General features: G+C 66.4%; 14 protein-coding genes. 3 read left to right on the top strand and 11 right to left on the bottom strand.

All coding sequences use genetic code 11. The annotated features are described in order from the left end of the window. Nucleotides 1–7 precede the first annotated feature (7 nt). The 8 genes from ACVWZA_RS02925 to ACVWZA_RS02890 form a co-directional block, all read right to left on the bottom strand. Nucleotides 8–1615 carry an N-acyl-D-amino-acid deacylase family protein gene (locus ACVWZA_RS02925; protein WP_457309644.1) on the bottom strand — a complete coding sequence of 536 codons (1608 nt, stop codon included), beginning with the start codon at nucleotides 1613–1615 and terminating at the stop codon, nucleotides 8–10. Further along, the gene (locus ACVWZA_RS02920) at nucleotides 1612–3177 is read right to left on the bottom strand and encodes a serine hydrolase (protein WP_457309643.1); all 1566 of its coding nucleotides are present in this window, start codon (nucleotides 3175–3177) and stop codon (nucleotides 1612–1614) included. The genes ACVWZA_RS02925 and ACVWZA_RS02920 overlap by 4 nt, the downstream gene beginning before the upstream one ends. Beyond that, nucleotides 3174–4289, bottom strand: coding sequence for a YkvI family membrane protein (locus tag ACVWZA_RS02915; RefSeq protein ID WP_457309642.1), 1116 nt, complete (start codon nucleotides 4287–4289; stop codon nucleotides 3174–3176). The genes ACVWZA_RS02920 and ACVWZA_RS02915 overlap by 4 nt, the downstream gene beginning before the upstream one ends. A gap of 43 nt (nucleotides 4290–4332) precedes the next feature. Then, nucleotides 4333–5376 carry a DUF1611 domain-containing protein gene (locus ACVWZA_RS02910; RefSeq protein WP_457309641.1) on the bottom strand — a complete coding sequence of 348 codons (1044 nt, stop codon included), beginning with the start codon at nucleotides 5374–5376 and terminating at the stop codon, nucleotides 4333–4335. 87 nt (nucleotides 5377–5463) lie between these two features. Next, nucleotides 5464–7743 (bottom strand): TonB-dependent receptor, encoded by a 2280-nt coding sequence (locus tag ACVWZA_RS02905; protein WP_457309640.1) that lies wholly within the window; start codon nucleotides 7741–7743, stop codon nucleotides 5464–5466. 153 nt (nucleotides 7744–7896) lie between these two features. Further along, nucleotides 7897–9210, bottom strand: coding sequence for a peptide MFS transporter (locus tag ACVWZA_RS02900; protein WP_457309639.1), 1314 nt, complete (start codon nucleotides 9208–9210; stop codon nucleotides 7897–7899). Next, complete coding sequence (locus ACVWZA_RS02895; protein ID WP_457309638.1) at nucleotides 9207–10217, bottom strand: dipeptide epimerase; 1011 nt, start codon at nucleotides 10215–10217, stop codon at nucleotides 9207–9209. The genes ACVWZA_RS02900 and ACVWZA_RS02895 overlap by 4 nt, the downstream gene beginning before the upstream one ends. Beyond that, entirely contained in the window at nucleotides 10217–12199 is a 1983-nt protein-coding gene (locus ACVWZA_RS02890; RefSeq protein WP_457309637.1) for a serine hydrolase domain-containing protein, read from the bottom strand. Before ACVWZA_RS02890 ends, ACVWZA_RS02895 begins: the two co-directional genes overlap by 1 nt. A gap of 129 nt (nucleotides 12200–12328) precedes the next feature. Between ACVWZA_RS02890 and ACVWZA_RS02885 the strand changes: the two genes are divergently transcribed. Further along, complete coding sequence (locus tag ACVWZA_RS02885) at nucleotides 12329–13105, top strand: helix-turn-helix domain-containing protein (RefSeq protein ID WP_457309636.1); 777 nt, start codon at nucleotides 12329–12331, stop codon at nucleotides 13103–13105. A gap of 350 nt (nucleotides 13106–13455) precedes the next feature. Here ACVWZA_RS02885 and ACVWZA_RS02880 read toward each other — a convergent pair whose 3' ends face one another. Together ACVWZA_RS02880 and ACVWZA_RS02875 are read right to left on the bottom strand one after the other, a co-directional pair. Continuing rightward, nucleotides 13456–13758, bottom strand: coding sequence for a hypothetical protein (locus ACVWZA_RS02880; RefSeq protein ID WP_457309635.1), 303 nt, complete (start codon nucleotides 13756–13758; stop codon nucleotides 13456–13458). Then, on the bottom strand, nucleotides 13755–14801 hold the full coding sequence (locus ACVWZA_RS02875) for a Glu/Leu/Phe/Val family dehydrogenase (protein ID WP_457309634.1): 1047 nt from the start codon (nucleotides 14799–14801) through the stop codon (nucleotides 13755–13757). The genes ACVWZA_RS02880 and ACVWZA_RS02875 overlap by 4 nt, the downstream gene beginning before the upstream one ends. 132 nt (nucleotides 14802–14933) lie before the next feature. Here ACVWZA_RS02875 and ACVWZA_RS02870 point away from each other — a divergent pair, with 132 nt between their 5' ends. Both ACVWZA_RS02870 and ACVWZA_RS02865 read left to right on the top strand, forming a co-directional pair. After that, nucleotides 14934–15398 carry an Lrp/AsnC family transcriptional regulator gene (locus tag ACVWZA_RS02870; RefSeq protein ID WP_457309633.1) on the top strand — a complete coding sequence of 155 codons (465 nt, stop codon included), beginning with the start codon at nucleotides 14934–14936 and terminating at the stop codon, nucleotides 15396–15398. Between the two features lie 115 nt (nucleotides 15399–15513). After that, a complete protein-coding gene (locus ACVWZA_RS02865) occupies nucleotides 15514–16368 on the top strand; it encodes a helix-turn-helix domain-containing protein (RefSeq protein WP_457309632.1) in 855 nt (284 codons plus the stop codon). Here ACVWZA_RS02865 and ACVWZA_RS02860 read toward each other — a convergent pair. Continuing rightward, on the bottom strand, nucleotides 16331–17266 hold the full coding sequence (locus ACVWZA_RS02860; RefSeq protein WP_457309631.1) for an alpha/beta hydrolase family protein: 936 nt from the start codon (nucleotides 17264–17266) through the stop codon (nucleotides 16331–16333). The genes ACVWZA_RS02865 and ACVWZA_RS02860 overlap by 38 nt on opposite strands. Nucleotides 17267–17282 lie beyond the last annotated feature (16 nt).

Below are 17282 nucleotides of genomic sequence, written 5' to 3'. Positions count from 1 at the left end.
TCCGAACTCAGCATGGGTGGCGCAGAACCATGCCCGACCGCGAGCCGGTCGCACGTTCCCCGGTCACCGCTAGAACGCCGTTGACGATCACGTCCTCGATCCCGACCGGCGGCGCGACGGGATGCTTCCAGTCCGAGCCCGCTGCCACCTTGGCGTAGTCGAATAGCACGAGGTCCGCGCGCAGCCCTTCGCGGAGCACGCCGCGATCCGCCAGCCCCATCCGTGCGGCGGGCCAGGACGTCATCTTGCGGACAGCCTCGGGAAGACTCAGCAGCCCACGGTCTCGGGCATAGAAGCCGAGGATGCGCGGAAAGGTGCCGTATGCCCGCGGGTGCGGAAGGCCGAGGGCGTCGACCTCGCCGAATTTCGCGGACGCGGCGGCGTCCGTGCCGATGCTGGTCCAGGGCTGCTTGAGCGCAAGGTCGATGTCGGCGTCGTCCATCATGAAGAACAGCGCCATCGCGCGCCTGGGCTGCGCTGCACCGGCGATGTCCCACGCGACGTCGGCGGGGTCTCGGCCCATCGCCTTGCCGATCGCGGCGAAGCTCTGTCCGTCGAATGCGTCGTATTTCGGGTCGAACGCGTTGGCGAGGACGACGTGGTCCCAGCCGCCCGAGGCCTCGACCAGATTCGACCAGTCGGCCTGAGAGCCTGCGGCGACCTCGCGTTTGAGCCGGGCGCGGACGGCCGGGTCCTTGAGCCGTTCCCAGCCTTTCGCCAGACCGTCGGCGAACACCCAGTTCGGAACGGTGATGTCGATCCCCGTCCCGCCAGCCGTATAGGGGTAGAGGTCCGCCGCGACGTCGACGCCGCGTTCGCGCGCTGCCGAAATCCTCGCGAGCGCCCGCGGCATCAGCTTCCCGGCCAGCGGCTTGTAGGCGGCCTTGAGATGGAAGATCTCGACCTTGACGCCGCCCTCCTCGCCGATCCGGATCGCCTCGTCGATTCCCGACAGCAGCTTCGCGCTCTCGTCCCGCATGTGCGTCGCGTAGAACCCGCCGCACTTCCCCGACACCTTCGCGAGCGCGATCAGGTCGTCCGTCGTCTGGAAGCTGTCGGGCGGATAGATCAAAGCGGTGGCGATCCCGAAGACACCTGCACGCATCGCCGTCGCGACTTCGCTCCGCATCGCGTCGAGCTGCACCGGGCTCGGATGCCCCGCGGCATCGCCCATCACCTTCACGCGTGCCTGGGCCGCACTGTAGTAGGTACCGAAATTGACGGCGATGCCCTGTCGCTCGAGCTGGGCGAAGTAGGCGGGGATCTTGGCGGCATCGACTGGCGTCCCACCTTCGCCTGCGATCAGGGTCGTAACGCCCATTCGCAGCTTGTTTTCGGCGCCGCCGCTCGTGAGCAGCACCTCGCCCGACTGGTCCATCATGTCGATGAAGCCTGGTGAGACGTACAGGCCGGTGGCGTCGATCTCCTTGGCGCCGGAACCCTTCACCTGGCCGATCTGAGCAATCCGGCCGTCCTTGATCGCGATGTCGGCCGCGACCCACGGGTTGCCGGCACCGTCCAGGACGCGACCATGGCGGATGACGATATCGAACTGCGGGGGCGCCGCCGCGCCGAGCAGCAGTAGCGCGGCGGCGGCGATCGATGCTCGTTTCATGGCTTTGGTCCGGCGGGTTGGAACAGCAGGTCCTGGTAGTCGTAGCTGAAATCGGCGAGCGGCGAGACCGCTTTCATCGTGACGCGGCTGACCTTGCCGTCCGCATCGAGGCTGAAGGTGACGTAGGCGGGTTCGAGCGACTTGTCGTCGAGCCGGGTGACGAAGGTGTCGTACTGCCAGTGCTCGAGCCGGCCCGACATGCGGGGCGTCGACTTGAAGTCGATTGTGAGCTGATCGCCGTTTCGGGCCACGGCGATATCGCCGTACCAGGGGTCGGTATAGGTCCCCGCGTAGCGCTCGAGCGGAAGTGACGGTCCGATCTTGGCCGGGGTGGCGGCGACTGCGCGCATCAGCTTCAGCGCCTCGGCGGCCCGATCGCTCTTGTAGCGGCCGAGCTTGGCGGGCCAGTCGTTCTTCGGCTGACCGAGATAGTGATCGAGCAGTTCGTACATCAGGCCGCGCACGACCTCGCCGTCCTCGCTGTTGACCTCGATCGAGAAGGCGACGTTCTTTTCCGGGATCAGCACCACCGCCGACAGGAAGCCGAACACGGCGCCCGCGTGCCAGACGATGCGCGCGCCGTGATAGTCCTGGACGTCCCAGCCCAGCGCATAGGTGTAGAACATCGGCTGCGTCGGCCGGAGATAGTCGGGCCGCGGCGCGATTGGCTGAAGCAGCACGGGCTTCCACATCTCCTCATGCGTGGCTTCGCTGAACAGTCTGCCGCCATTCGGCAGCCTTCCCCCGGCGAGCTGTAGGTTCAGCCATCTGGCCATGTCGCTGGCGCTGATGGCGAGCCCGCCAGCGGGGGCCGCGTTCCGGGCGAGATCGTCCGTTTCGCTAAGCGCCTCCTGCGTGCCTATGCCGCGCAACCCACCGTTCAGCCGGGCGTGCGGGAAGGCGCGGTTGGGAGTCGCGAAGCGGCGATCGTCATCGGTCGTCGACGTGAGCATGCCGGCGGGCTTGAGGACGTGCTCCCGCACGTAATCTTCCCAGGACTGTCCCGTTACCGCCTCGATGAGCTGTCCCGCGACCATGTAGAGGACATTGTCGTAGGCGTAGCCGCTGCGGAAGCTCGTTGCCGGCTTGATGAACCGCAGCCGGCGGACCGCCTCCGCGCGCGGGATGTTGCTGCGCGGCGCGAACAGCATGTCGCCGGCGCCGAGGCCCAGTCCGCTGCGATGCACCAGCAGGTCCCGGATGGTCATCTCGCGCGTGACCCAGGGATCATACATCTGGAAACCGGGAAGGCGGTCCGTGACCTTGTCGTCCCACGAGATCCTGCCCTCGTCGACCAACGTCGCGAGCGCCGCGACGGTGAAGGCCTTGCCGGTCGAGCCGGTCGGAAAGATCGTGTCGGCGTCCACCGGTTCGGGCGATCCGAGCCTGCGCACGCCCCAACCCTTGACGAGGGTTGGCTTGCCGTTCTCGACGATGGCGATCGCGATGCCGGGCACCCCGACGCGCTGCCGCAGCGCCTCGACGCGGGCGACGAAGCCCTTGGGCGGCGCTGCGAAGGTGGGTGACGCGAGAACGACGAGAGCAAGCAATGCTTTCTTCATGATGTCTCCAGGGGCTGGGCCGATCGCCGGAAGAGCCTGAACAGGCCGATCGTCATGAGCGGCAGGACGTAGACGGCGATCAGTGCGTAGGCGAGAAAGCGATATCCATCGGCGATGAGCGCCACGAGCCCCACCCTCTCTGCGACCAGCATGCAGGCGGCGAGGAGCGCGAGGGCGATGACGAGCCGGCGGCGACCGCCTAGCTCGATGCCGCGCGCGCGGCGCCAGCCGGCCGCGATCCGCTCGTTGATCGCGTGCACGGCGCCCGTCCCGCTCTCGAGCAGCGCGGCGAGGATCATCACCTGGAAGACGACGTGAAAAAGCGGGCTGCCGAGCCGGGCAAGGAGGAAATCGGACGGCAGGACTTCCTTGCCGATCCCGGGCGCGAAGGCGGTCATGCTCAGAAAGAACAGCAGGGCGGGCAGCATCGCGAGCGGCCCGGCGATGAGGCCCGCCACGACCGCGTCGCGGGAGCGGGTGAAGTGACGGGTTACCGGCAGGATGACGACCGCGCCGACGATGTTGTAGCCGGCATAGGTGATGCCGCCCGCGACCCATGGAAGCGCCGGGCCGGGCGTGGCGAAGGCGATCTCGATCCGGTCACCGAACCGCGTCAGCGCCAATACGAGGAAGACCGCGTAGACGGCGTAGAGGAGGAACGAGACATACTTGAAGAGACCTTCGACCGACTCGTTGCCGAAGGTCGCGACCCCCGCGATCGCCGCCATCAGCGCGAGCGTGCCCAGGATTGGCGGCGTGCCGAGCACGGCGTGGGCGATCGCTCCCGCTGCCGCGCCGAACACTGCGAGGATGAGCACCACGAACACCAGATAGGTGACCTCGAAAAGGGGCCAGGCGCGCCCGAGCAGCGCCTTGAAGAAGGATCGGTAGTCCTCCGCGCCGGTCAGGCGGGCGAACTGGAACGTCGCCACGCACACCGCGCTCCAGATGATGGTTGCGAGCACCATCGCGGCGACCCCGCCCCACGGGCCGGCGGGCAGGAAGTATTCGGCGAGCTCCCGACCGGTCGCGTAGCCGCCACCGATGACCACGGCCTTGAAGGCGAGTCCGGGAAGCAGGAAGCGCTGGAACCAGGTCGGCGCGCGCGTCATCCCGCCCACCGTTGGGAACGTGCGCCTCCGCGCGTGGTGGCCATCAGGCGAGACATCGATCGACGAGCTCCTCGAAGCGGATGCCACCGCGGATGGGATCCGCGCACGGCAGACCGAGCCGCTCGCTTTCCGACGCCATCAGCCTCGTCGCTCCTCCTTCGTCAAGATGTGCGGTGTTTAGGCTGACGCCGGCGCAGCGGATTCCGGGATTGGTGACCCGGCCGAGCTCGAGCGTCACGTCGATGATCCGTTCGATGGACGGCACGGGGAAATCGGGAAGCCCTAGCATATGCGGCCGATCCGGCTGATGGCAGACGACGACCACGTCGGGCTGGCTACCATGGAGCAGCCCCAGCGACACCGCGGCATAGGACGGATGGAGCAGCGAGCCCTGCCCTTCGATGACGTCCCAATGACCGGGCGCCGCCGCGGGGCTGAGGATCTCGGCCGCGCCCGCCTCGAAGTCGGCCGGCACCGCGTCCATTGGCATCCCGCGCCCAGCGAGCAGTATGCCGGTCTGCCCGCTGGCACGGAAATCGCTGTCGATCCCGCGCGCGGCGAATGCCCGGGAGATCGCGAGCGCGGTGTATTTCTTGCCCAGCGCGCAGTCGGTCCCGACGGTCAGCAGCCTACGGCCCGTTCGCTTGAGCCCTGTCCCGACGGGAATGTCCGCGGGAGGTCGGCGCACATCGATCAACCGACGCCCGGACGACTGCGCCGCCGCGCGAAGTTCGGGGACGTCGCCGAGCGACGCGTGGAGACCGCTGACGACGTCGAGCCCCGCCTCGAGCGCCTCGACCAGGAGCGGCAACCATGAGGGGTGGATGATCCCTCCATTGTTGGCGACGCCGATGACCAGCGACTTGGCGCCGGCGGCGTGGGCCTCGGCGGGACGCATCGGCGGCAGTCCGACGCTGACGGTGGCGTTGGCGCAGGCGAATTCGCCGACACAGTTGTCTGGTGCCCAGTCGCGCAGCCCGAAGGCCGTCTTCGCATAGGCCGGCTCGACCGTGTCCCCGAGAAACAGGAGGTAGGGTTGGGGTATTAGCTGAACCGTCATCGCGCCGGTCCTGTCGGGTGCGTTCATGTCTATGGATTCCGTTCACCACACGCGGTCGGGGGGCGAGGCAGTCGTGGCGCCGGGCGGCTCGGCCCGGCGCCACGAGGCAGAGCGCTAGTAACCGACGGTGAGGCTCAGCCCGATCGTCCGCGGTCGGATGAGCGCGGTGCTGACCGCGCCGTTGGGGATGCTGCCGAGCCCTCCTCCGATGCCGCCTTCGTCGAGGATGCCCCGGGCATCGGTCAGATTGCGTGCATAGACCTCGAGCGAGAACTTGCCGAGATCGATGCCCGCGCGCAGATCGGCCGTGGCATAGGAGGGTATCTTGCGCTGTCGGCCGTTGGCGGCGGCATAGGCTGCGTCGAAATCGGCGACCTGCTGCCCGACCAGTCGGACGGTGCCGCCGATGAAGGCCTTGGCGTCACCACCGATGCCCCATTGGTAGTCACCGCTGAAGGCAACGGAGACCCGAGGCGTGTAGGGCAGCGGATCGCCCTTGTATCCGCCGACCAGAACGAGATCCGTATCCTGCGTCAGGTGGGCATCCGTGAAGGCGGCGTTCGCCGAGAAGTCGAGCCCGACGGTGGGACGGGCGGTGACGGTCAGCTCGAACCCCTGGCTGATGGCCTTGCCGCCATTGGTGTTGACCCCGGTATTGTTGACGATCTGGAAAAGCTGGATCCGGCTCCAGTCGATACGGAAGCCCGACAGGTCGAATGTCAGTGCGTGGTCGAGCGCGTCTGCCTTGATGCCGGCCTCGTAGTTTACGGTGGAGTCGGACTTGAAGCTGAGCGGCGTGCCCGGCGTGACGGGAACGGGCACGACGTTCGGCCCCCCGGGACGGTAGCCCTTGGCGATGCGAGCATAGATCGCGACGTGCTTGCTCAGCTCGAGGCGGGGCGCGACCGAGTACGTGAACACGTTGTCCGACGAAACCAACGGTGCAAAAACGGTGGGGGCGCCAAAGGTCAGGTAATTTTGCAGGCCGGTCTGGCTGTTGTGGCTGTAACGTCCGCCGGCAGTCAGATCGAATCTGTCGGTGATGTGCCACGTGGCATTGGCGAAACCGGCATACTCCCGATATTTGGAATCGAGGCCGGTGGTCTGGAGCAGGCCGTTCGGACCGGTAGGCTGCTCGGTCGCGGGGTCGTCGACGTTGAAGTTCGTCGAGATCAGCCCGGTCTCGCGCGTGTAGTAGCCGCCCAGCAGCCAATCGACCGTCGACTTACCGGACGACGACAGGCGGACTTCCTCCGTAAACTTGCGGACGCGGTTGTCCTGGCGGTTGACGAAGTTGCACAGCGGCAGCGCGGCTGGGCAGAACGCGCCATATCCTACGGCACGCGCGATGAAGGTCTCGTCCTGCAGGAAGCGACGGTCGAGTGTCGCGTAGCTGGTGATCGAGGTCAGCTTGGCAAAGCCCAGGTCGAGACCGACTTCGCCGCTATAGACGCGGTAGTCCGTGCGATTGAGCTCGGGCGCATAGACCGACCGGGTGAGCCGCCCGTAGAGCGGCTGGAGCGTGACCGGATCGGCCTCCACACCGCTTGGCGAGCCGGCTTCGATTCTCTGCACGTTCGCGCTTAGCTGGATCGATAGATTCTGGGTCGGCCTGAAAAGCAGCGACGCACGGCCGCCATACACCTTCGCCCAGTTGACCGCGTTATCGATTCGCGATCCGGCCGTGCCGATGGAATCCACATAGCCGCCGATCCTGCGATAATAGCCGCTGGCCCGAATCGCCAGCGTATCGCCGAGCGGTACATTCACCATTGCAGCGCCGTTGTAGCTGACCTCTCCGCCGCGGGTGGTCTCGGCCCCTCCCTTGGCGCGAAGGGAGAACTTCGCGGTGTCGGGGGCGTTGGTCACGAACTTTAGCACGCCGCCGAGCGAACTTGCGCCGTAGAGCGTCCCCTGCGGACCGCGCAGCACTTCGACCCGCGCGATGTCGAACGTGTCGAAATCGCCTGCCAGCCCGCCGCCGTTGACGAGACCGCTGCTCGAACCGAACGGCACGTCGTCGACGTAGACCGCGACCGTCGAGCTGACGCTGCCGGTGTTGATGCCGCGAAGCACGATACGGGCGTTGCCGGGCGTGGGCTGCTGCAGGCTCAGCCCGGGAATGAGCGCGACATAGTCCTGGAAGCTGGACGCCTGCTGCCTTTCGAGGACTGCCTGAGGCAGGACCGAGATCGACTGAGGGACCTCGCGCAAGGTCTGATCGCGCTTCTGCGCGGTGACGATGATGTCATCGGGCCTGTCGGCGTCCGCCCCGGCGGTGGCCGGCGACGGGGGGACGGCCTGAGCATGCGCGCTGATAGGAACGCACAGCGCGAGTGCGCTGACCGACAGCAACCATGTCGGTCGACCGGCGACGAGCAACGGAATTCGCATGATCTCTCTCCCTTACGATCTGGCTGTCGATTGCCGACCCGTCACGTCCTCCCGGATTCCCGGGAGACTCAGGTGGGGCGGCTTTTGTCGCAGCTTGATTCCGTCTCTAGTTCCAGCCTTATCCGGCCTATGTCAATCCTAATCAGGACGATTTCAGTCCGTATTAGGCAATCCGGTATGTAGGCCGCCTTCATTTCCGTTCGCTTCGACGCGTCGTGCTGGCCCGTCCAGGAGGCGTAGCAGGAGCGAGGCGGCGAGGGCGAGACCGCCGAGGATGACGAAGAAGCTGGCGTGCGACACCACGCTCCACAGGGTGCCGGTCAGACCGGCCGCAAGGCCGCCGCTGAAGATGGCGAGGAACCACGCGGCGACGGTCGTTGCCTCGAGACGTGGTGGGGCCAACCTCGCGAAGAGACCGAGACCGGTCGGGAGGATGAAGAGCTCGCCGGCGGTGAACACGACGAAGAACAGGACGAGCCACGGCCACCCAACGACGTGCCCGGACGCGGAGCCGTCGAGCGCCGCCAGCATGAGGTAGGCGGCGCCGACGATCGCAGCGCCCGTCGCCATCCGTCGAACCGGCGCCTGATCGCGTCCCAGTTCGGCGCGGCGCCTCCACCAGGCGAGCAGCGGCGGCGTCATCAGCATCACGAGCAGCGGGTTGAGCGACTGGAACCACGTCATCGGGATCGACCAGCCTCCACCGACATGGCGGTCGATGCCGCTATCGGCCCAGAGCGCCACCGTGTTGCCCACCTGTTCGTAGGCCGCCCGGAACACGGTCACGGCCGCGGCGATCGCGAAGAGGAGCAGATAGAGGCGTCGCCGGTCGACGGTCTGACCGGTCTCGACGCCCAGCGGGCTGTTCGCCCGGATCGGCTCGGCGGGAAGATGCCGTCCGCCGGCGAGGTAGATCAGGAGGCCCAGAAGCATTCCGACGCCGGCCGCGTTGAACCCGTAGTGCCAACCATAGAGCTCGCCGAGGGTGCCGCAGACCAGCGGCGCGAGGAAGCCGCCGATGTTGATGCCCACGTAATAGACGTTGTAGGCCCACGCGCGCCGCGGGTCGTCGGCTCCGTAGAGGTCGTTGATCTGCGCCGGAAGCGTGGGGAGGAAGAGCCCGTTGCCCAGGGCGATCGTCGCGAGCGCGGGAAACAGCATCTGTGGGAAGGCCATCATGAAGTGCCCGGCCGACATGATGACCGAGCCGATGATGACGGCGCGTCGCTTGCCGAGCCACCTGTCCGCGACCACGCCCCCGATCATGGGGGTGAAGTAGGCGCACGCCGCGTAGGCACCGTAGATCAGCGAGGACGCGCCCTGGGTGAAGGCCAGCTGCTTGGTCATGTAGTAGACCAGCAGCGCGCGCATGCCGTAGTAGGAGAACTGCTCCCACATGTTGGTCAGGAACAGGATGGTCAGCCCGGGAGGCTGACCGAACCAGCGCCGCTCGGGTGCGGCGGTCACGCCGACGCCGGCATGCCCCGCCCCCAGACCGCGTCCGGACACCAGACCGTTCCGTCGCGGTATTCCATCCCGGGCTTACGGTCGGCGCTCAGGAAGATCGGTCCGTCCAGATCGACGAGGTCGCAGACCTGTCCGAGCAGGAACGCGGGCGCCATGGCGAGGCTGGTGCCGATCATGTTGCCGACCATGACGCCCAGGCCGAGTCGGCGCGCCTCGGCCGCCATCAGCAGCGCCTCCGTCAGGCCGCCGCACTTGTCGAGCTTGATGTTGATGACGCTGAACCGGCCAACAGCACCGGCGACGTCCTCGAGCGAAAGGACGCTCTCGTCTGCGGCGATCGGGATCGGGGAGACGTAGCCGTCGAGGTCCGCCTCCCGGCCACGGGCGAGAGGCTGCTCGATCAGGGAGACGTTGGCATCCTGCATGGCCGCGACCAGCGCGTCGAGGTCGCCGATGGAAAATCCCTGGTTGGCGTCGACGCCGAGCCAGACGTCGGGCCGGGCCTCGCGGATGGCGTTGACCCGGGCGATGTCCAGCGCCAGCTCGCCGGTCAGCTTCACCTTGATCGCCTTGGCGTGGTCGTACCGTCGCGCGCCCTCCGCCATCGCCTCGGGCGTGTCGGCACCGAGGGTGAAGGTCGTGACCAGCGGTCGTGGGGCCTCGCCCCCGGCGCTCGTCCAGGCGGGACGGCCGCTGCGCGCCGCCTCGAGGTCCCACATGGCGGCATCGATCGCGTTGCGCGCGCCGCCGGGCGGCAGCAGCCCACGAAGGTCCTCCCGGGTCATCCCGCTCTCGACAGCGGCGCGGGCGCGCTCGGCGTGCTCGAGCATCTGATCCACGCCGTCGCCGGTGTAGTAGACGCCCGACGCCTCGCCGCGCCCCGCGCCCTCGCCGTCGGAAAGGGTCGCGACGACGACGTCGGCGGAGTCGAATGTTCGGCTGGCGATACGGAATGGAGCGGACAAACGAAGACGTTCGACGCGGACGTCGAGCTTGAGTCGGGACATCAGAACTTCACCGTGAATGAGAGGAGGCCGAATTCGAGCGCCACCCATAGCGGGATGGCGGCAGCCAGGACGAGCAGCAGCGCCCAAGTCCGGGCCTGCCAGGAGGCTGGCGCGCGCAGGACCAGCCAGGCGTTCCAGAGCATGATCGCTAGGCCACCGACGAAGGCGAACAACCCGGCGGCCTGGAGGAGCCAGAGCCAGACATCCATCTTCGCCGTGAGGTTGTCGATGTCGGCGCTCATCACGGCGATCAGTGCCATCCACCCGATGAGGACGGCGAGGATCGTGCCCGCGGCGATGCGCGAAGCGCGATACGCGGCGAGGCGGCCGCCGGGCAGCGCGAGTGCCGCTCCGTAGCGACGCCTGACGATCGCGCGCACTGGCCATAGAAGGAACGTCAGGGCGAGGATGACGAGGGCGGCGTAGAGCGCGGGCAGCAACCAGACGTTGGACTGCGTCCAAGGGACGCGAACGAACACCATAAAGGGTGCCAGGCCGTCCATGCTGAACCGCACGACCTTGCCATCGACGATCTTCGCGGCGATGCGCTCGTGGCCGCCGACCTCGTTCCAGACGAATGGGGCGACCTCGACCCAATGTCGGTCGGCACCGTCGAGCCCCTTCAGAAGCGGGATCAGCAGGCCGCCCTGGCCATCGCTCGTCACCTGCAGCTGCGCCGGGAGGCCAAGCGCCGCCAGGAAGTTACCGTGCTGCTTGCGCGACAGCACCCAGTTCCCTGCCATCAGGCCGACGTGGTCGCGCGCGAGCTTGGCATCGACGCGGGTAGGCGGTGCGGCCGCAGCCGGAAAGTACCGGTCGGCGAAATCCTCGAACAGCGCCCCGCGCAGCTTCGCCGACGCCGCGTCGCGGCCCAGGCTGTTGAACGAGACGTAGAGACCGACACCCTCCTTCAGGAAGAGGTGGAGGCCCGTGTGGAAAGCCTGCGTGTCGCCGAGATGGGCGATGACCTCGCGGCCGTTGATGTTGGTCTCGAAGAACCCGAGCTCCATGCGATTGAGCGGGGGCAGCAACGTCAGCGGCGAATTATGCATCAGTTCGGCGGTCGCCGGCTGCAGGATGCGGTTGCCATCCAGCATGCCGTCCTGAAGGTGCGCGATCATGAAGCGCCCCATGTCGTCTCCGGTCGATGCCAGTGCGCCGGCCGGCGCCGGGCCTACCAGTTCGTACGGCGTCGGTGGCGCGGAGCCCGAGGGATAGGTGAGCGCCATCGCGGACTTGAAGCGGGCGGGAAGCGGCTGGCGGAAGGTCGAATTTCGCATGCCCAGCGGTCCGAAGATGTGCCGCTCGACATATGCCTCGAAACTCTCTCCGGAGACCCGTTCGACGATGTAGCCCGCAAGCGCGCAGCCGTAGTTGGAGTAGGCCGGGGTGAGCCCCGGCTCGGTTATCCGGGCAGGCAGCATCTCCTTGAGGTATGCCCCGAGGGGCTGGAGCCGTGCGGGGTCGTAGAACATGACGTTCTTGCTCGTCTCCGCGAAGCCCCCGGTGTGCGTCATGAGGTTGCGCAGGGTGACCGGTTTCCCCTCGAACGGCGGTATCCTGAAATCGATGTAGGCGTTGACGTCGCGGTCCAGGTCGAGCTTGCGCTGCTCGACCAGCTGCATGACCGCGGTCCAGGTGAATAGCTTCGATACCGATCCCGGCCGGAAGAGTGTGCGTTGGGGATCGACGGGGACGCGGCGTGCGACGTCCGCATAGCCGAAGCCCCGCTCGGTCAGCACCTTGCCGTCCTTGACGACCACCACCACCGCCCCGGCGATGTCGCCGCTGCGCAGCGCGTAGGGAAAGTAGCCGTCCAGCCACGCGTCAAGGTCGGCCTTCTCGAGTGGCGATTGCCCGGCGGTGGCCGGTGCGGCGGGAGCGGCGTTCGCGACCTGGGGCACCAGCTTGGGCGGCATCCCGTAGGACCCGGCACCGATCAGCATCGCGATCGCAACGGCAAGAAGCGCCTTTGTCTGCATCGTCACTCCCCAAAAATTCAACGACCGGCATTGCCCCGGCCTTTACAAGACGGTATCCTGCCGGAACCAACCTGATTGAGACGGTATTCGTCCTAAACAGGCCCATGTCAATAGACGTCTGGAAACCGTATGCGCTCAGATCGCCCCACGCTCGGCACGCTGCTACGTTCGATCCGGCGGCGCCAGGGATGGACTGTCAACCAGATGGCGGAAAGGAGCGGCATACCGGTTTCGACACTCTCGAAGATTGAGCATGATCGGCTGACGCTTAGCTACGACAAGCTCTTGACGCTAAGCGATCGCCTCGGGTTGCACATATCCGAGTTCTTCGCGGAGACCGGCGTTCCCGTCCCGCCCGCCCCGCCGGCCCAGGAGCGGTTCACCGCGCGGCGCAGCTTGGGCGACATTGAGCACGCGCTCCGCGTCGAGACCGTGAACTACGACTACCACTACCTGTGCACGGATCTCCGCCGGAAGCGCATGATCCCCGTCGTTACGCGTGTCCGCGCCAAGACCCAGGAGGAGTTCGGCGAGCTGATCAGGCATGCCGGCGAGGAGTTCATCTATGTGCTCGAGGGGCGCATCGAGATCCACACCGAATTCTACGACACGGTTACCTTGGGCGTGGGCCAGTGCGTCTACATCGATTCGGACATGGGCCATGCATACCTGGCTGGAGACGGCTGCGACGAAGCAGTTCTCCTGGGCGTGATGGCCGGATCGGACGAGGACGAGGTGCGGTCGTTGGCTGACTTCCGCCATGAGGCTGCCGCAGGGCCCGCTCCGCCAGCCGAGGAATTGGCCGAGTCCATGCATCTCGCGACTCCTCCGCAGCGTTTCGCCAGGCGCACGTCGAAAGGCGTTGTCGCTCGGCATGCAGAAGAATCGTCAAGCAAGACCGCCTGAGACGAGCGCTGCCGGGGAGAGGTGACAGCGTAAGTCGAGTTTGGGGGATCCCTTGAAAACCACAGAACAGAAGGTTCTTTCACGGGATAGCAGGGGCCATCTTCGGCGATTGGACATCGAGAGACGGGACGTGGCACCTGCATCCGGCAGCGTCGGCGTTCGGTCAAAGCACGCGACGACCTTAGACGCGTCGGCGATAAGAGGTGGCCGGTCGGGCCGCTTTTCGCTCTCCCCGAGGAGGCTTACGAACCGCTCGCGAACCGCGCACGTTCGCCTGACGTAGCGAGTTCTCTGAACGATCGGCCACTTTTTCCGGTCGGACCGATGACGGCCAATGCCTCAGAAGGCCCTCAGCGTCTAAAGCGCGGAGCGGGCCGCTCTTGGCGCACCGCGACCGTGCGCACGCGGACGAGTTGCCGGATCTTCTCGGCGGCGATCGCAGCGCGCTGCGGGTCGATGCCGGAAACGACCAAGGTGACGCGCAGGATGCGCCCGGTGTCGACCATCTCTACTTGGTCGATCAGGCGATCCTGCTGCGCGAAAAGCCCTATCAGCCGACACAGGATTTGGGGACAACGCTCCGCCGTCACGGCGAACGAGAACGGTCGCGGAGCTTCGCCGTCGCGCGGCCGCGCTTCGGCCGTCCGTCTCACGCGTGCCGCCCGCCGGCGATGACCGCCCGGGCCAGCGCGTCGGCGGCCTCGCTCGTCGTGCACCCGTCCGTGTCCGCGAGATCGAGTACCTCGACGAGTCGGCCGGCGACGCGTGACACGCGCGCCGCCGCCTCGGACTCGGTCCACCCCAGATATTCCGCCGCGACGTTGATTATGCCGCCCGCGTTCACGACGTAGTCGGGCGCATACATTATGCCGCGCATGGCCAGCGCCAGTCCGTCGGCTGGTGTCGCAAGCTGATTATTGGCCGCGCCGCAGACGACCTTCGCCTGGAGCTGCGCGATCGTGGCCGCGTCGAGCACCGCGCCGAGCGCACAAGGTGAGAACACGTCGACCTTCGCCTTGACGAGCGCGGCGGACGACATGATCTCCGCATTGAACAGGGTTGCCGCCTTGGCGGCGATGGCGCTGCGGGGTTCGGCGACGATGAGCCGCGCGCCAGCCTCATGGAGCAGGCGGCACAGGGCGAACCCGACGTTGCCGAGGCCCTGAACCGCTACGGTCACGTCCGAGACGGGGGCGCCGAGCCTTCGATTGACCGCAACCTCCATCGAGCGGAACACGCCGAGCGCGGTCCACGGTGCGGGATCGCCGCCCGGCGCACCCGCCGGCGCGGGAAGGCCCGCCACATGACGGGTTTCCTGAGCGACGCTCAGCATGTCCTCGACCGTCGTTCCAACGTCCTCGGCGGTGACGTAGCGCCCGTCGAGTTTCGCGACCGCTCGACCGAACGCCCTGAACAGGGCAACCCGGTCGAATTCGTTCGCGGGCAGGACCAACGCCGCCTTGCCGCCGCCGAGCGGCAGGTTGGCGAGAGCATTCTTGTAGCTCATTCCTTCCGCCAGCCGCAGCGCGTCGGTCAGGTTGTCGGCTTCGGAACTATACCGCCGCAGCCGGCAGCCGCCCGCCGCGGGCCCTAGTTGGGAGGAGTTGATGACTATCACGCCCCGAAGTCCGCTTTGGGGGTCATCCAGATACACGGTCTCCTCGGGAGGCCGCGCCTCCACTGTGACGAGTGACATAACGCCTCTTCCCTTCCATTTGTTTGCAAGGTAGATTTAGCCGACACCTGCTGCAAAATCCGCCCTATTCAATCGACAACCTCGTGGACTGAGCTAGTTTTCACCCCGGACTCAATGATTTTAGGTTAAATCGTGCGGGGCGATCTTGATGACTTCGAATTGAGGATCCTCCGGGTACTGCAGGAGGACTGTTCGCTTTCCACTGCTGCGGTCGGAGAGGCCGTGGGCCTGTCGGCGTCCCCCTGCTGGCGTCGGATTGACCGCCTCGAGCGCGACGGGTTCATAAGGCGTCGGGTCGCGATCATCGATCGCAAGAAGGTCGGCCTGAACGCGCAGATCTTTGCGCAGGTGAAGCTGAATGCGCACGGACGCGCAAATCTGGATGAGTTCGCCGCGGCCATCCGGGAGTTCCCGGAGGTGCTCGAATGTCACGTCCTCATGGGCTCGGTGGATTTCATGCTGCGGGTCATCGCTGCCGACATCGACGCGTACGAGCAGTTCTTCTTCGAGAAGCTCTCGAGGTTGCCTGGGGTGCAGGAGATCAACTCCACCGTGGCGCTCTCTGAGATCAAGTCTACCACGGCCATGCCGCTTTGACTTTCGTGGGGCGTGCAACGATCGACCGCCTGGATCGGAATCGCCTTTGGGCGCCGTTCGCGCGCGCCGAGCCAGAACCTCCTCAATTTGCCGTGAGTTCGATACCGGGAATGGCGTGCTGGACGAAAAAAGTGTTGTTCCGGGTTCCATGGTAGAGCCGTCACCTTCCGATGCCGGCCGCTTGCCGACCGACCCCGACCTGCATGGAACGACCACCGTGCTCCGGCGGGTGCCGGGTATCCACGTCCTTCGGGTCGAGCACCGACCTCGGCAGCGTATCGAAGAGCATATCCATGACTGGCCCTGCCTGACCTTTTTTCGTTGCGGCGCCTACGTAGAGCGAATCGACGAAGCTGAGGTAGCGATCCATGGGCCAGCGCTGGCGTTCCACCCGGCCGGTTGCGCGCACGCCAACGCGATCGGGACCGCCGGACTTGAGACGCTTTCGGTGGTCTTCGACCCGGCTGTGCTTGCGCCGACGCTAGGTGCTCTCCACCGTCAAAGCCGGATCTGGCAAGGCGGGTCGCTGGGGCGGACGGTCACGCGAACCGTCCGATACCTGCTCACCCCGGCGCTCGACCCTGCGCAGGAACTGTGCAACCTGTTCGAGGTGGCCCTTGCGGCCGATCAGCGGCGCCCGCAGCCCCATTGGCTGCCACGGATGCGGACGATGATCGCGCAGGGCACGACGTCGACCGCCGGGATTGCGAAATTACTCGGGCTTCATCCAGGCTGGTTGGCCCGAGCCTATCTCCAGGCGACCGGCGAGAGCATTCAGGAGCTGCATCGGCGTCGCCGTGTCGAGCGCGCTCTCGGCCTCATCAGGACGACGGCCGACTCGCTTGCGACCATCGCGGCCGAGGTGGGTTTCTGCGATCAAAGCCACATGGCCCGCGCGTTTAATGCGGTTCTGGGGCGACCGCCGAGCGCCGTCAGGGACTCGGCCTTGACCGGTATCCCGGGTGCGTGATCCCCAGTCTGTCCGACCACGCGCGTATCACTCCGGCGAGATCGTAGCGCGCCCCGCTGAAGACGTTGTAGAAATTATGGTCTCCGAATGGGAAGATGTGGATCTCGAAGTTCCCTCGGCCGGCCTTTTGGAGCTGTCCGATGCGGTCGATCGAGAGGTGCGTCGGAATCGCTTCATCGTAGAGGCCGTACGTCCACATCACGGGCACCTCCAAGGTCCTGAGCACTGACGCCGGGTCATAGCCTTTGTCGCCGATATAGTCCTCCGCGAGCGCGTCGGCGGCGTCTATCTGTCTTAGGCTGGGCCTCGATTGTCCGTAGGTCGCGACGGCGTCGAGATACGTCGAGTGGATCTCCTCGATGCCCGCTGGCAGAGGCACTCCTTCCCCGATGAACAGAAATCGGATCATCGGCTCTCTGGATGCCGCCAGCGGCATGATCCAACCGGCCTGACTTCCTCCCATCAACCCGAGGCGATGTGGGTCGATGCCGGGTTGCCTGGCGAGCCATCGCGTTGCCTCCTCCGCATCGGAAGCGAGGTCGGAGAACATCTTCGGGGTCGTCTTCACGTCCCACTCGGGATAGACGCCGGTCGATTTCCCGGTCCCGCGCTTATCGTACACCAGGACGGCGAAGCCGCCGGCGCGCAGCACGCTGTTGACCCAGAAGCTAGCCATATCTCGGGTGACCGGACCTGAACCATGGACGATGACCACTGCGGGCAGCATGCCCTTCGCGTCGGGTGGCCGGTAGAGCGTCGCGGCTAGAACATGATCGCTGGCGACAATCGTCGCGTCGCGGGATGTCGTTCCCGCCGGGCGTTCAACTGGTTGCGCCTCGACGCTGCCCGACCAGAGTAACAGGATTGCGAGAAGGCCGGCGAACCAAAATCTTTGCATGCTGCATCCTCCAACC

The organism is Sphingomonas sp. UYAg733 (genome assembly GCF_054057355.1).
This window is presented reverse-complemented; position numbering and strand designations above follow the sequence as displayed.